Origin of the sequence: Streptomyces sp. SN-593 (genome assembly GCF_016756395.1) — a bacterium.
In the GTDB taxonomy this organism is placed as follows: Bacteria; Actinomycetota; Actinomycetes; order Streptomycetales; family Streptomycetaceae; genus Actinacidiphila; species Actinacidiphila reveromycinica.
In genome coordinates this window covers 5451397-5465762 of record NZ_AP018365.1, presented here as the reverse complement: position 1 = coordinate 5465762, position 14366 = coordinate 5451397, and the positions used below count along the sequence as shown (strand labels likewise).

Below are 14366 nucleotides of genomic sequence, written 5' to 3'. Positions count from 1 at the left end.
ATCCGGGCCGATCCGCCGGAAGGGGGCCGATCCGCCGCAACCGGGCCGGCGTCCACGTGGTGGAAAACACCGCGCGACCGCGGCGGGGCCGCCGTAAGGTGACCGGCATGCAGGTGATCCAGTCCACGAAGCTCTCGAACGTCTGTTATGAGATCCGGGGTCCGGTTCTCGAGGAGGCGATGCGGCTGGAGGCGGCCGGCCACCGCATCCTGAAGCTGAACACCGGCAACCCGGCTCCCTTCGGTTTCGACTGCCCGCCGGAGATCCTCGAGGACATGCTGCGCACCCTCGGTGACGCGCACGGCTACGGGGACGCGAAGGGGCTGCTGTCGGCGCGCCGCGCGGTGATGCAGCACTACCAGACCAAGGGCATCCCGCTGGACGTCGAGGACATCTACCTCGGCAACGGCGTCTCCGAACTGATCCAGATGTCGATGCAGGCGATGCTCGACAACGGCGACGAGGTGCTGGTCCCCGCGCCGGACTACCCGCTGTGGACCGCCTCGGTCTCGCTGGCCGGCGGCACCGCGGTGCACTACCGCTGCGACGAGCAGTCCGACTGGATGCCGGACCTCGCCGACATCGAGCGCAAGGTCACCGACCGCACCAAGGCGATCGTGGTGATCAACCCGAACAACCCCACCGGCGCGGTGTACGACGACGAGCTGCTGCGCGGCATCACCGACATCGCCCGCCGGCACCGCCTGGTGGTCTGCTCCGACGAGATCTACGACAAGATCCTCTACGACGACGCCACCCACACCCCCACCGCGGCGATCGCCCCCGACCTGCTCACCCTCACCTTCAACGGCCTGTCGAAGGCGTACCGGGTGGCCGGCTTCCGCAGCGGGTGGATGGCGGTGTGCGGCCCGAAGAAGCACGCCGGCAGCTACATCGAGGGCCTGACCATCCTGGCGAACATGCGGCTGTGCGCGAACATGCCGGCGCAGCACGCCATCGCCACCGCGCTGGGCGGCCACCAGTCGATCAACTCGCTGGTGCTGCCCGGTGGCCGGCTGAGGGCCCAGCGCGACGCGACGTACGAGGCGCTGCTGGACATCCCGGGTGTCACCTGCGTCAAGCCGAAGGGGGCGCTGTACGCCTTCCCGCGGCTCGACCCGCAGGTGTACAGGATCAAGGACGACCGGCAGATGGTCCTGGACCTGCTGCGCGCGGAGAAGATCATGATCGTGCACGGCACCGGGTTCAACTGGATGGAGCCGGACCACTTCCGGATCGTGACGCTGCCGCGCGCGGAGGACCTGCGCGAGGCGGTCGGCCGGATCGGCCGCTTCCTCGACGGGTACAGCCAGCCGTAGGGGGTCCGGTCGGGCGCGGGGACCACTCCCCGCGCCCGAGCCCGGTCGACCTGGGCCGCCCCGGGTCAGCCCAGGTCGACCGGGCCACCCCGGGTCAGCCCAGCCGCGAGACCAGGGCCTTGTACTCCTCCCACAGCTCGGTCGGGGTGTGGGCCCCGAAGGTCTCCAGGTGGGCCGGGATGAGCGCCGCCTCCTCGCGCCAGACCTCGCGGTCCACGCTCAGCAGCAGTTCCAGGTCGGCCGCGGACAGGCCCAGTCCGTCCGTGTCGAGGGCGCCCTCGGCCGGCAGGACGCCGATGGGGGTGCGCACCCCGTCGGCCGTGCCGTCCAGGCGCTGCACGATCCACTTCAGCACCCGGCTGTTCTCGCCGAACCCGGGCCACACGAAGCGCCCCGCGGCGTCCTTGCGGAACCAGTTGACGTAGTAGATCCTCGGCAGTTCCCTCGGGTCGTGGTCCTTGCCGAGCTTCAGCCAGTGGCCGAAGTAGTCGCCCATGTTGTAGCCGCAGAACGGCAGCATCGCGAACGGGTCCCGGCGCAGCTCGCCGACCCGGCCCTCGGCGGCCGCGGTCTTCTCGCTGGCCACGTTGGCGCCGAGGAAGACGCCGTGCTGCCAGTCGAAGGACTCGGTGACCAGCGGCACCGCGGAGGCGCGGCGGCCGCCGAAGAGGATCGCGGAGATCGGCACGCCGCGCGGGTCCTCCCACTCGGGCGCGATGATCGGGCACTGGGCGGCCGGCACCGTGAAGCGGGCGTTGGGGTGGGCGGCCGGGGTGCCGCTCTCCGGTGTCCAGTCCTGGCCCTTCCAGTCGGTCAGGTGCGCCGGCGGCTGCTCGGTCATGCCCTCCCACCACACGTCGCCGTCGTCGGTGAGGGCGACGTTGGTGAAGATCGAGTTGCCGTACATGGTCTTCATGGCGTTGGCGTTGGTGTGCTCGCCGGTGCCGGGGGCCACGCCGAAGAAGCCGGCCTCGGGGTTGATCGCGTACAGCCGGCCGTCCGCGCCGAACCGCATCCAGGCGATGTCGTCGCCGATGGTCTCCACGCTCCAGCCGGAGACGGTGGGCTCCAGCATGGCGAGGTTGGTCTTGCCGCAGGCCGAGGGGAAGGCCGCCGCGACGTACCTGGGCTCGCCCTGCGGCGGGGTGAGTTTCAGGATCAGCATGTGCTCGGCGAGCCAGCCCTCGTCGCGGGCCATCACCGAGGCGATCCGCAGCGCGTAGCACTTCTTGCCGAGCAGCGCGTTGCCGCCGTAGCCGGAGCCGTAGGACCAGATCTCGCGGTCCTCGGGGAAGTGCGAGATGTACTTCGTCGCGTTGCAGGGCCACGGCACGTCGGCCCGGTCGGCGGTGAGCGGGGCGCCGACGGAGTGCACGGCCTTGACGAAGGCGCCGTCGGTGCCGAGCGCGTCGAGCACCGGGCGGCCCATCCGGGTCATGGTGCGCATCGACACCGCGACGTAGGCGGAGTCGGTGAGCTCCACGCCCATCGCGGACAGCTCCGAGCCGAGCGGGCCCATGCAGAACGGCACCACGTACATGGTCCGGCCGCGCATGGCACCGCGGAACAGCCCGCCAGCGCCGCTGTCCGCGCCACCGTCCGCACCGCTCTCTCGGCCGCTCTCCGCGGCGCCGTCCGCGCCTGCGCCGCCGTCCGTCCGGCCGGTGAAGATCTCCCGCATCTCGGCGGGGGCCTTCCAGTGGTTGGTGGGGCCCGCGTCGGCCTCGCGCCGCGAGCAGATGAACGTCCGGTCCTCCACCCGCGCCACGTCCGTCGGGTCCGAGGCCGCGTAGTACGAGTTGGGGCGCAGGGTGGGGTCGAGCCGGACGAAGGTGCCCTTGGCGACGAGTTCCTCGGCGAGGCGGTGGTACTCCTCCTCCGAGCCGTCGCACCACACGACCTCGTCGGGCTGGGTGAGTTCGGCGATCTCGCCGACCCAGTCGATCAGTTCCTGATGGTTGGTGGGAGCCGCATTACCGCGCGCCACGATCGCTCCGTCCCGCCGGATCCGCACAGACCGGCGTGGTGTGAGGGTGTTGTCTCGGCCCCTTGGGGGCTGCGGCCCGGACGCGTTCGTGGAGTGCTCATCCGGTGCCGACCGCACTCATATGAGTGTGGTCCCCGCCAAATGCTTCTGTCCAGAGCACCCACCGTGACCATCACCACTCGGAGGGCGGTAATGTTACTTACGAGTAACTTACGATCTCGTCGGTAGGATCCGCGACATGACCGCTGCCGACGAGACCGACGACGCCCGCTCCGCCGTTGTTCCGGTCGAGCCGCCCACACTCACGAAACCCAAGCTCAGAGGGTGGCTCCATGCGGGAATGTTCCCCGCTGTCCTGATTTCCGGGGTGGTGCTGACGGCCTTCGCCCAGAGCACCCGGGGCCGGATCGCCTGCGCCATCTTCACCCTGACCGCCTGCGCGCTCTTCGGCGTCAGCGCGCTCTACCACCGCGGCAACTGGGGTCCGCGGGGCGCCGGAATTTTGCGACGACTTGACCATGCGAACATCTTCCTGATCATCGCGGGCACCTACACGCCGCTGACGATCCTGCTGCTGCCCGGAGCCACCTCCGAACTGCTGCTCTGGCTGGTGTGGGCCGGCGCGCTCGCCGGCATCGCCTTCCGGGTGTTCTGGGTCGGCGCCCCGCGCTGGCTCTACACGCCCTGCTACATCGCGCTCGGCTGGGTCGCGGTGTTCTTCCTGCCCGACTTCCTGCGCACCGGCGGCGTCGCGGTGATGGTCTGCGTGATCGTCGGCGGCATCCTCTACAGCACCGGAGCGGCGGTCTACGGCTTCAAGCGCCCCAACCCCTCGCCCCGCTGGTTCGGGTTCCACGAGGTCTTCCACTCCTTCACCCTGGTGGCGTTCATCGTCCACTACGTCGGGATCTCGCTGGTCGCCTACAGCCACAACTGACCCGCCGACCCGCCGACCCCACCGGCGGGCCCCGCCGGCGGCCCCGCGGCTCCACCCCCGCGACCGTCCCCCTCGGCTCCGTCCCCTCGGCCCCGTCCCACCGCCCCGCATCCCCGGCACCGGGGGTGCGGGGCTTTCGCATGCCCGGAATGAGGGTTACTCTTTTTTGGAAGTCACTGTCATTTGACATCTACTCGCTGGAGTCGTCGTGTCCGCACCCTCCGCAACACCCGCCACCGCACCGCCGGGCGCCGCCGCGCCGGGCACCGACCCGAGGCGCTGGCTGGCGCTGGGCGCCCTGGTCGCCAGCACCCTCGTCCTCAGCTTCGACATGACGATCCTGAACGTGGCGCTGCCGAGCATGGCCGGGCAGATCCACGCCGGCACCGGCGACATGCAGTGGATCGTGGACTCGTACACCGTCGTGTTCGCGGCCGCGATGCTGCCCGCGGGCCTGCTCGGCGACCGGTTCGGCCGGCGCCGGATGCTGGTGGCCGGCCTGGTGGTCTTCCTCGCCGGCTCCCTGGTCGGCACCCTCGCGCACAGCCCCGGGACGGTGATCGCGGCCCGCACCGTGATGGGCGTGGGCGGGGCGTTCGTGATGCCGCTGGCGCTGTCGGTGATCCCGTCGCTCTTCGGCCCGGCCGACCGGCCCAAGGCGGTGGCCATCACCAGCACCGCGATGGCGCTGGGCATGCCGCTCGGCCCGATCATCGGCGGCGCGCTGCTGGCGCGCTTCTGGTGGGGCTCGGTCTTCCTGATCAACATCCCGCTGGTCGCGATCAGCATCGTGGCCTGCCTGCTGCTGCTCCCGGAGACCCGCGACCCTGCCGCGCCGCGGGTGGACCCGATCGGCACCGTGTGCGCGGCCGCGGGCCTGGGCGCCCTGGTCTACGGCATCATCGAGGCGCCCGACCGCGGCTGGGCCGACCCGCTGGTGCTGGGCGCGCTGGCCGCGTCGGTGCTGCTGCTGACCACGCTGGTGCTGCGCGAGCGCGGCGTGGCGCGGCCGATGCTGGACCTGTCGCTGCTGCGCCAGCGCGGCTTCCTGTGGAACGCGGTCGCCGCGACCCTGGTCAGCTTCATCCTCACCGGGCTGCTGTTCGTGCTGCCGTCCTACCTCCAGACCGTGCTCGGCCACGACGCGTTCGGCACCGGACTGCGGCTGCTGCCGATGATGGGCGGCCTCATGGTCGCCGCCCGGCTCAGCGGCGCCCTGGTGCGGCGGTTCGGTCCCCGTCCGGTGATCAGCACCGGGCTGCTGCTGCTCGCCGCGGCGGCCTTCCTCGGCGCCACCACCGGCAGCGGCGACGGCTTCGGCCTGTCCGCGACCTGGCAGCCGGTGGCCGGGCTCGGCTTCGGCCTGGCGATCGTGCCCTCGATGGACGGCGCGCTCGGCGCGCTGCCCCGGGACCGGGCCGGCAGCGGCTCCGGGCTGCTCCAGACGCTGCGGCAGACCGGCTCGGCCGTCGGCGTGGCGATCCTCGGCAGCGTGCTGGCGGCGGGCTACCGCGACCGGCTCGGCACCACCGGGCTGACCGGCTCGGCGGCCCGCACCGCCCGGGACTCCGTGGTCGGCGCGCACGGCGTGGCCGCCTCGCTCGGCGACCGCGCGCTCGCCTCCGCCGCGAACGCCGCGTACGTGCACGGCATGGACGTCGCGCTCGTGGTCTGCGGCGGTGCCGCGCTGGCCGCCGCCGCACTCGTCGCACTCCTCCTGCCCGGCCGGCCGGACGGGGCGGAGACCGGCGCGAAGGGCGGCGGCGACGGGCACGGGACGCGGCCGGAGCCGGCCGCCCCCGTGGCCGCGCGGGCCGCCGATGCCCGACAATGAGCGGCATGTGCCCTCGTACGTCCCCCGCCGAACCGCCCGCGCCCGGCCTGCGGGAGCGCAAGAAGGTCCGCACCCGCCAGGCCATCCGCACCGCCGCCTACCGGCTCTTCGCCGAGCAGGGGTACGACGCGACGCCGGTCGACCGGATCGCGGCCGAGGCGGACGTGTCGCCGAGCACCGTCTTCCGCTACTTCCCCACCAAGGAGGACATCGTCCTCACGGACGAGTACGACGACGACATGGCGGACGTCCTGCGGGCCCGGCCGGTCGACGAACCGCCCCTGGTCTCGGTGCGGCACGTCATGCACGAGGTGCTGCGGCAGATGCTCCACGACCCGCAGGCGCGCGAGGAGCTGATCCGGCGCGAGGAACTGGTCCGCGACGTGCCGGCGATCCGCGCCCGCGCCCACGAGTCGATGTCGACCACCGGGCGGCTGCTCGGCGGGATCATCGCGGAGCGCACCGGCCGCCCGGCGGACGCCCTGGAGGTCCGGGTCTTCACCACGGCCGTGTTCGGGGCGCTGCACGAGACCACGATGTACTGGATCGAGCACGGCCGGGACGAGGAGCTGACGGCGCTGATCGACCGCACCATGGGGCTGCTGCGCGCCGGCCTGGAGTTCCCGCGCGGCTGACCGGTCCCGGCGCGGCAGCCCGTGCGGTACGGCGCCGACCGGCGGGTTCCGTCGTGCCTCGGGCGTGGGGCGGGGCGGCGGTCAGCCGTCCACCCGCAGTTGGGAGCGCAGGGCGCGGGGGTCGGAGGTGGGGGCGTCGCAGACGAACCTGCGGCAGACGTACGCCGCGGCCCGCCCCGCCCGGGTCGGGCGCCCCCGCAGCAGCGGGAACTCGTCCGACCCCTCCTCGCCGATCGCCACCACGGCGCCGGGCGCCGCGCCGAGCAGCGCGGTGCGGTGCAGCTCGTCGGTGAGCGGGTCGCCGACCGCGCCGACGACGGCCACCTCGCGCGGCCCGTCGAGCACCGCCTCGGCCACGGCGAGCCCCCACCCCACGAAGCGGGGCGCGCGGGCGGCCAGCGCGCCGACCACGCCGAGCGCGCGCTCGGCGGTGGTGCGGTGCCGCTCGGACCCGGTGTGCGCGGCGTAGGACAGCAGGGCCCCGGCCGCCGCGTTCCACCCGGAGGGCACCGCGTTGTCCGTCGGGTCCTGCGGGCGGCGGATCAGCGCCTCGGCGTCGTCGGCGGTGTCGTAGAGCGTGCCGTCGGGCGCGGTGAAGCGGGCGAGGACGGTGTCCAGCAGCAGCCCCGCGAAGTCGAGCCAGACGCCCTCCCCGGTGGCGGAGGCGAGCGCGAGGAAGCCCTCGGCGACGTCGCCGTAGTCCTCCAGCACGCCCGCGTTGGCGCCGGGGGCGCCGTCACGGGAGGTGCGCAGCAGCCGCCCGTGCGGGTCGAGGTGGACGCGTACCAGCAGGTCGGCGGCGTCGACCGCGGCCTGCACCAGGTCGGGGCGGTCGAAGTAGGCACCGGTCTCGGCGAGCGCGGCGATGGCCAGCCCGTTCCAGGCGGCGACCACCTTGTCGTCGCGGCCGGGCCGCGGCCGCCGCGCCCGGGCGGTGAGCAGCCGGTCGCGTACGGAGGCCACCCGGTCGGCGTCCACCACACCGTTGCCCTGCGGCAGGCGCAGCACCGAGGTGCCCGCCTCGAAGCTGCCCTCCTCGGTCACGCCGAAGTAGCCGGCCGCGAACTCCCCGTCGGCGGGGCCGAGTACGTCCGCGAGCTGGGCGGGTGTCCAGACGTAGTAGGCGCCTTCGACACCGCGGCCGCTGCCGTCGTCGCTGTCGGCGTCCAGCGCGGAGGCGAACCCGCCCTCGGCGGTGCCGAGTTCGGCGACCATGAAGTCCGCGGTCTCCAGCGCGACCCGGCGCGCGAAGTCGGAGCCGGTGGCCCGCCACAGGTGCGCGTAGACGCGGGTGAGCAGCGCGTTGTCGTAGAGCATCTTCTCGAAGTGCGGCACCCCCCACTCGCGGTCCACGCTGTACCGGGCGAAGCCGCCGGCGAGCTGGTCGTAGATCCCGCCGCGCGCCATCGCCTCGCAGGTGTCGCGGACCATCCGGAGGGCGCTCTCGGCACCGGTGCGGGCGTGGTGCCGCAGCAGGAACTCCAGCGCCATCGACGGCGGGAACTTCGGTGCGCCGCCGAAGCCGCCGTGCGTCTCGTCGTACGCCCGGGTCAGGCCGAGCAGGGCGCCGGCGAGTTCGCTCTCGCCGACGCCGCCGGTCGCGTCGCCGTACGCCCCGGCCCGCTCGGCCAGTTCGCGGACGATCCGGCCGGCCACCTCGCCGACCTCCTCGCGGCGGTCGCGCCAGGCGGTGACCACGCCCTCCAGCACCTCCCGGAACCCGGGCATGCCGCCGCGCGGGGTGGGCGGGAAGTAGGTGCCGAAGTAGAACGGCTCGCCGTCGGGGGTGAGGAAGACGGTCATCGGCCAGCCGCCCTGCCCGGTGGCGGCCTGCACGGCCTCCATGTAGACCGCGTCGACGTCCGGGCGCTCCTCGCGGTCCACCTTGACGGCGACGAAGTGCTCGTTGAGGTAGGCGGCGACCGCCTCGTCCTCGAACGACTCGTGCGCCATCACGTGGCACCAGTGGCAACTGCTGTAGCCCACGCTCAGCAGCACCGGCACCCCCCGCTTGCGCGCGGCGGCGAAGGCGTCCTCCCCCCACGGCCACCAGTCCACCGGGTTGTCCGCGTGCTGCAGCAGATAGGGCGACGTCGTGCCTGCCAGCCGGTTCATACGGGTCAGCCTCTCACAGCGGCGGCCCCGGCCAGGAGACCTCACGGAGCCGATCTCCCCCGCCCGATCCGCAAGGACCGGGCGGCCCCCCGCCCACGGGAACAATAGGCTGAGGCGCACCCGCGCCGTGACGACGGAAGCTCCTCGAAGGAGGTACGCCATGGCCGCGGAGACGGTGGCACCCGTGCGGATGCACGCGCGGATCAGCGCGGAGCAGTACGACTCCTGGTCCGAGGAGCGGTGCGCCGGGATCGAGATCGTGGACGGGAAGGTCGTGGCGTCTCCCAGCGCCTCCAAGCGGCACAGCCGGCTGGCCCGCGTCCTGGCCAACGCCCTGGACGCCGCCGCGGGCACCGACTGGAACGCCGACACGGACTTCGACGTCCGCCTCCGGGACCTCCCCCTCACCAACCGCCGTCCGGACGTCGTCGTCTACCGGGCGGAGACCATCGACCTCGCACCCACCCGGCCCGAGCACGTGCTCCTGGTCGTCGAGGTCGTTGCGCCCGGTTCGGAGACCACGGACCGCGTCGTGAAGGTGGACCAGTACGCCAAGGCCGGCATCCCCTTCTACTGGCGGGTCGAGCAAGCCGCGACCGACGTCCCCATCACCTACACCTACGTCCTCGACCCCGCCACCAAGGCATACCGGGACGGCGAGATGTTCACCGGCACGGTGAAGGCCACCGCGCCCTTCTCCGTCTCCGTCGATCTTGGGGCCCTGTAGGGAACCGAAACCGCCCCGCTATCGCGGCTTGACCGTCAGCGACCGCATCAGGGTGCTGCACGAACCGCAGGCGTGGAGGGCAGCGGCAAGACGTGAGGCGGGCGCTGTCAAGCAGGCCGGCACGTCCGTCAGCGAGCGTCGTCCTCCGGCCGGGGCAACTCGTCCAGGTCGAGGGTGTACGTCCGCCCGTCGGCCAACTCGATGGGAAGCTTGCCCGAGCCGTACTTGTGCGTGTGCGCCGCGATGTAGCCGGAGCCGGTCGGCCGGGAGTGGACGACGACCTCCGCGGCGTACGGGTCCACCACGACGTAGACCGGGATACCGTAGCGGCCGTACTTCGCGGTGCAGTCGTCGTAGTCCTTGCGCGCGGAGGACACCGACACCACCTCGGCGATCAGCAGCACGTCGTCGAAGCCGTAGCGCTTGCCCTGTCGCCGGGCGTCCTCCCGCAGGATCGCGAAGTCCGGGGCAGAGTTCTCGTCAGCCGGGAAGTCCAGGTAGACGTCGGAGGCGGTCTTCGCGTGCCGGCCGAGCGAGAGCGAGTCGATCTGCATCGACTTGATCGTGCTGGAGTGCTCAAAGCTCTGCGGAGTCATGACCACCTTCCCGTCGGTACCGAAGAAGACCACGTACCCGGCGGGGAACTCGGTGTGCATGACCGCGTCAACGCTCATCAACGGCTCCTTCCTGTCGCCTCTCAGGATATGGGACGATTGTCCTTTACGGCCATCCGCAACGAGAGTGCCGACTGAGGCACCGTGCCCCTGGGCGACGTCGTGCCTGCCAGCCGGTTCATACGGGTCAGCCTCCCACAGCGGCGGCCCCGGCCAGGAGACCTCGCGCAGCCGATCCCCCGCCCGATCCGCAGGACACGCGGGCCGAACAGTCCCCTTCCGAAGTCGGCCGTCCCGCGCCCAGGGTCGAGAACGTAGGTGTAGGTGATGGGGACGCCGGTCGCGGTCTGTTCGACCCGCCAGTAGAAGGGGATGCCGGTCTTGGCGTATTGCTCCCTCGCCGGTCTGCGTATGCATGTACGCGGGTGCCGCCATCTCCGCGGATACGGCCTCCCTCCTTCGAGGACCTTCCGTCGGTCACGGTGCGGGTGCGCCTCGGCCTCCTGTCCCCGTCCGCGCCGTTCTCCGTCTCCGTGGACCTGGGGGTCCTCTGACGGTGTGCCCTGCTCCGTCAAGGGCCGGTGTGCGGCGGGGGTTGAGGAGCGGCTCGTACGGGAACCTCCTACTACCCGTGGACCGTCCTGTGCCACGGGGGCCGGAAGGCGTCGGGAGGGCATGTGGCGGATGCGCGGAGCGCGTTGCGGGCGGCGGACCGGGCCGAGGTGGAGCGGCTGCTGCGGCGGGCGGTGGCCGAACCGGAAGCCGGAGGCCGGAGGGCCGGTGCCGACGCGCGGGCGCTGCTGGCGCGCGGCAAGGGGCAGTTGGACGAACTGGCCGGGGCCGCTCCCGAGGAGTACACCGCCTACCGTACGGCGCTGCGCGAGGGCCGCGCGGCCTCCCATGTGTCCGCTACGGCGCCCGGCTCGGTCCCCGGGCTGGCCGCGGTCGTGGCCGCGGTGGCCGCGTTCTGCCTCGACCTCGTCCACGGGCTGTCGGGCGGCGCGGCCGTGGCCACCGGCCTGGTCACCGGCGCCGCGACCTTCGGCGTGGCCGCGTGGCGGACCCTGCGGGCCCACCAGGCGCTGCCGGCCGGCGCCGCGCAGGCCAGGGCGGCGTGGCTGTCGGCGGTGGAGGCCCGCGCCATAGGGCCGTTCATACGCCGGGCCCGGGCCGAAGCCGGAGACCGAGCCGAAGCCCGGGCCGAAGCCGGAGACCGGGCCCGGACCGGATCGACGCCGCAGCCGCCGGCGCCCCTCCCCGCCCGGGACGACGCCCGGGAGCGCGGGCAGGAACACGCCCTGCGGACGGCCACGCCCGCCTCGCCACCGCAGACCGCACCGCCGACCGCACCGGCACCGGCACCGGCACCGGCACCCATCACCTCAGCCGCATCCGCCCCCGCCCCCGCCCGCGAGAGCGCCCCCCTCCCCCCGCCCCACCGCGCTGTGGAACGCACCCCCGTGAAGGCGCGCCGCGGCGGCGGTGACCGCAGCGCCGCCGCCCGCGCCCGGGCCGTCCTGGAGCAGTCGTTCCAGCAACTCCCCGAGGTCGAGGGGCCGTTCGCCGGTCGGCGCGCCCACCTCGCCCGGATCGCCCAGTGGGTGCACCAGGCGCGCGCCTCGACTTCCGTGCACCCCACGGTCGTTGTGCTGCACGGTCCGGCGGGCAGCGGGCGCAGCGCCCTCGCGGTGCGCGCCGCACGGGAGTTGAAGGACCAGTTCCGGGGGGCGTGCGTGGTGGGCCTGCGCGGCGCGGGCACCGCACCCCTGCCGGTCAGGGACGCGCTGCTGCACCTGCTCAACCGGCTCGGCGCGCCCCGCGACCAGCTCCTGTTCCGGGACCGGCCCGAGCGGCAGGACCACGGGCAGCACCTGCGCCGCCTCGCCGAGCAGTACCAGCAGCACCTGACCGGCGTGCCGGTGGTGATCGTGCTGGACGACGCGGCCGGCGCCGACCAGATCGGGCCGCTGGTGCCCGAGCGCTCGGAGAGCCTGGTGCTGGTCACGGCCGCGGAACCGTTCGACCCCGACGTGCCGGGCGCGGTGGTGCACCACCTGCCGGTCGGCCCGCTGGACCTCGACACCACCTTCGAGCTGCTCGGCGAGATCGCCGACGCGGCCGGCACCGACACTCCCCCGCCCGAACAGGCCGAGCGGCTGCGCGAGTTGACCGCGGGCCTGCCGATCGCGCTGCGGATCGGGGCCTCCGGGCTCGCCGTACACGGCGGCGCGGCCGGACTGGCCGACGACATCGAGGTGTTCGGCCCGCGCGACCCCGTCGACCGGGTGCTCGCCCTGCGCTACCACGACCAGCCCGAGCCGGCCCGCCGGCTGCTGCGCCGGCTCGCGCTCGCCGGCCGGGCCAGCTTCGGGGCGGCCGCGGCCGCGGCGCTGCTGGCCACCGACGAGCAGGAGGCCGGCCGCCGCCTGGCCGAACTCGCCGCCGCCGGGCTGCTGGAGAACGTCCGCGGCAGCCGCTACCGGCCGCACGACCTGGTCCGGGCCTTCGCCGCGGAGCGGCTGCTCGACGAGGAGGACCCGGTCGAGCGGGCCGCCGCCCACGAGCGGCTGATCCGCTCCTACGCCGACCTGGCCGACACCGTGATCCGGCTGGTCGAGGGGAAGACCTCGACCCGGGCCGGGCGCTTCGGACCGCACGGCTTCGCCTCCCTCGAACTCGCGCTGCGCTGGCTGGACGAGGAGTCCTCCTTCATCACCGCGGCGCTGCGCGACACCGCCGGTGTGGACCGGGCCGCCGTGCAGGCGCTGCTGGGCGCGCTGTGCGACTACTGCCTGCTGCGCGGCGACCTGTACCGGCTGGGCGAGATCAGCGAGATGGCCCAGGCGCAGCAGGCGGCCGGGACACGCGCCGGCCCCGAGGACGACCGCTCGGTGCTGGTGCGGTCGGTGCAGTGGCGCACCGGCATCGCGGCCCGGCAGCTCGGCGAGCTGGACCGTGCGAAGTCCACCCTCAGCGCCGTCGTGGAGCTGTACTTCGAGGCCGAGCACCCGGCCGGCGCCGCCCGCGCCCTGGACAGCCTCGGCATCACCCTGCACCACCAGGGCAACCTGCGGGAGGCCGAGCGGCGGCTGCGCGAGGCGGTCGACATCCAGGCCGCGCCGGGGCTGGAGGAGGACCGGGCGTGGACGCTGCACGCGCTCGCGGCGGTGCTGCGCGACATGGGGCAGGTCGGCCAGGCGCTCGCGCTGCTGCGGGAGTCGCTGGAACTGCACCGGAGGAACGAGAGCGTGCAGGGCGAGGCGTGGGCGCACCTGCAACTGGGCCAGGTCTACCTGCGGTTGGGCCGTGCGGACGAGGGCGAGGAGGAGCTGCGCGCGGCCGGGCGCTGCTACGCGCTGGCCCGCGACCCGCGCGGCACCGCGTGGACGCTGACCCAGCGGGCCCGCGCGCGGCTGATGCGCGGCGAGGCGCGGGAGGCCGCCGCCGACCTGGACGAGGCGGTGCAGCGGCACCGGGCCACCGAGGACGCCCGCGGCGAGGCGTGGACCCTGTACTACCTCGGGCACGCGCTGGAGGAGAGCGGCGACACCGACGCGGCGCTGCGCACCCTGGAGCGGGCGCGCAGCATGTTCTCCCGGATGCGGGACGTGTACGGGCTGGCGTGCGCCCGGCACCATTCCGCGCGGGTGACCCGCGACCAGCGCGCGGCCCGCACCGGGAACCTGCGCAACAGCGGGTTCGCCCGGCAACTGCTCCAGGACGCGCGGCAGGACTTCCGGCGGATCGGGGTGGAGCACGGCGAGGCGTGGTCGTGCGTGGAGCTGGCGGTGATCGACGCGGGCAACGGACGGCTGCTGGAGGCGCTGACGCTGCTGGACGAGGCGGGCGGGCTGTTCGCCGGTCTCGGCGACCGGCGCGGCCACGACTGGGCGGTCTTCCTGCGGGCCACGGTGCTGCCGCTGCTCCCGCCGGACCCCGCCGGGCCGGACGGCGCGAGCCGCGCGGCCGAGGAGTTGCGGGCGCTGCTGGCCGAGCCCTTCCCCGGGCGCGACCCCGACCTCACGGAGTACGCGGAGGCGCACCTGCTGCTGCTCGCCCGCGGCTCCATCGTGCCCGGCTCGCCCTGGAACGCGTGGGAGCTGGGCATGACCCCGACGAGGTCCGCCCGCATGGTGATGGCGGTCCCGGCGCGGTGAGGGCGCGCCTGACACCGGGTACCGGTGGCCGCGCGGCGCGG

General features: G+C 73.7%; 9 protein-coding genes and 1 pseudogene. 6 read left to right on the top strand and 4 right to left on the bottom strand.

The window, feature by feature from the left end; all coding sequences use genetic code 11:
• Positions 1–107: 107 nt before the first annotated feature.
• A complete protein-coding gene (locus RVR_RS23260) occupies positions 108–1319 on the top strand; it encodes a pyridoxal phosphate-dependent aminotransferase (protein ID WP_202235755.1) in 1212 nt (403 codons plus the stop codon).
• Between the two features lie 94 nt (positions 1320–1413).
• Here the strand turns inward: RVR_RS23260 and RVR_RS23255 are convergent, their stop codons facing one another.
• Complete coding sequence (locus tag RVR_RS23255; RefSeq protein WP_202235754.1) at positions 1414–3306, bottom strand: phosphoenolpyruvate carboxykinase (GTP); 1893 nt, start codon at positions 3304–3306, stop codon at positions 1414–1416.
• A gap of 238 nt (positions 3307–3544) precedes the next feature.
• Between RVR_RS23255 and trhA the strand changes: the two genes are divergently transcribed.
• The 3 genes from trhA (at position 3545) to RVR_RS23240 (ending at position 6712) form a co-directional block, all read left to right on the top strand.
• On the top strand, positions 3545–4243 hold the full coding sequence (gene trhA, locus RVR_RS23250) for a PAQR family membrane homeostasis protein TrhA (RefSeq protein ID WP_202235753.1): 699 nt from the start codon (positions 3545–3547) through the stop codon (positions 4241–4243).
• 208 nt (positions 4244–4451) lie between these two features.
• Positions 4452–6077, top strand: coding sequence for an MFS transporter (locus tag RVR_RS23245; RefSeq protein ID WP_202235751.1), 1626 nt, complete (start codon positions 4452–4454; stop codon positions 6075–6077).
• A 5-nt stretch (positions 6078–6082) separates the two neighbouring features.
• Positions 6083–6712: a TetR/AcrR family transcriptional regulator gene (locus RVR_RS23240; RefSeq protein ID WP_346731471.1), complete on the top strand. Its 630-nt coding sequence runs from the start codon at positions 6083–6085 to the stop codon at positions 6710–6712.
• 81 nt (positions 6713–6793) lie between these two features.
• Here the strand turns inward: RVR_RS23240 and RVR_RS23235 are convergent, their stop codons facing one another.
• On the bottom strand, positions 6794–8827 hold the full coding sequence (locus RVR_RS23235; RefSeq protein ID WP_202235747.1) for a thioredoxin domain-containing protein: 2034 nt from the start codon (positions 8825–8827) through the stop codon (positions 6794–6796).
• Positions 8828–8987: 160 nt separating this feature from the next.
• Here RVR_RS23235 and RVR_RS23230 point away from each other — a divergent pair, with 160 nt between their 5' ends.
• Positions 8988–9554, top strand: a complete 567-nt coding sequence (locus tag RVR_RS23230; RefSeq protein WP_202235745.1) for a Uma2 family endonuclease — start codon at positions 8988–8990, stop codon at positions 9552–9554.
• A 128-nt stretch (positions 9555–9682) separates the two neighbouring features.
• Here RVR_RS23230 and RVR_RS23225 read toward each other — a convergent pair whose 3' ends face one another.
• Entirely contained in the window at positions 9683–10228 is a 546-nt protein-coding gene (locus RVR_RS23225; RefSeq protein WP_202235743.1) for a Uma2 family endonuclease, read from the bottom strand.
• Between the two features lie 192 nt (positions 10229–10420).
• A pseudogene (locus tag RVR_RS37820) lies at positions 10421–10563 on the bottom strand (Uma2 family endonuclease); the annotation flags it as partial.
• A gap of 282 nt (positions 10564–10845) precedes the next feature.
• Here RVR_RS37820 and RVR_RS23220 point away from each other — a divergent pair.
• Positions 10846–14325: a tetratricopeptide repeat protein gene (locus tag RVR_RS23220; protein ID WP_202235742.1), complete on the top strand. Its 3480-nt coding sequence runs from the start codon at positions 10846–10848 to the stop codon at positions 14323–14325.
• Positions 14326–14366 lie beyond the last annotated feature (41 nt).

Bases quoted from the DNA above. Each gene is read 5' to 3' on its own strand.
- RVR_RS23240 (WP_346731471.1), top strand. From the start codon at position 6,083: ATGTGCCCTCGTACGTCCCCCGCCGAACCGCCCGCGCCCGGCCTGCGG.
- RVR_RS23230 (WP_202235745.1), top strand. From the start codon at position 8,988: ATGGCCGCGGAGACGGTGGCACCCGTGCGGATGCACGCGCGGATCAGC.
- RVR_RS23225 (WP_202235743.1), bottom strand. From the start codon at position 10,228: ATGAGCGTTGACGCGGTCATGCACACCGAGTTCCCCGCCGGGTACGTG.
- RVR_RS23235 (WP_202235747.1), bottom strand. From the start codon at position 8,827: ATGAACCGGCTGGCAGGCACGACGTCGCCCTATCTGCTGCAGCACGCG.
- RVR_RS23260 (WP_202235755.1), top strand. From the start codon at position 108: ATGCAGGTGATCCAGTCCACGAAGCTCTCGAACGTCTGTTATGAGATC.
- trhA (WP_202235753.1), top strand. From the start codon at position 3,545: ATGACCGCTGCCGACGAGACCGACGACGCCCGCTCCGCCGTTGTTCCG.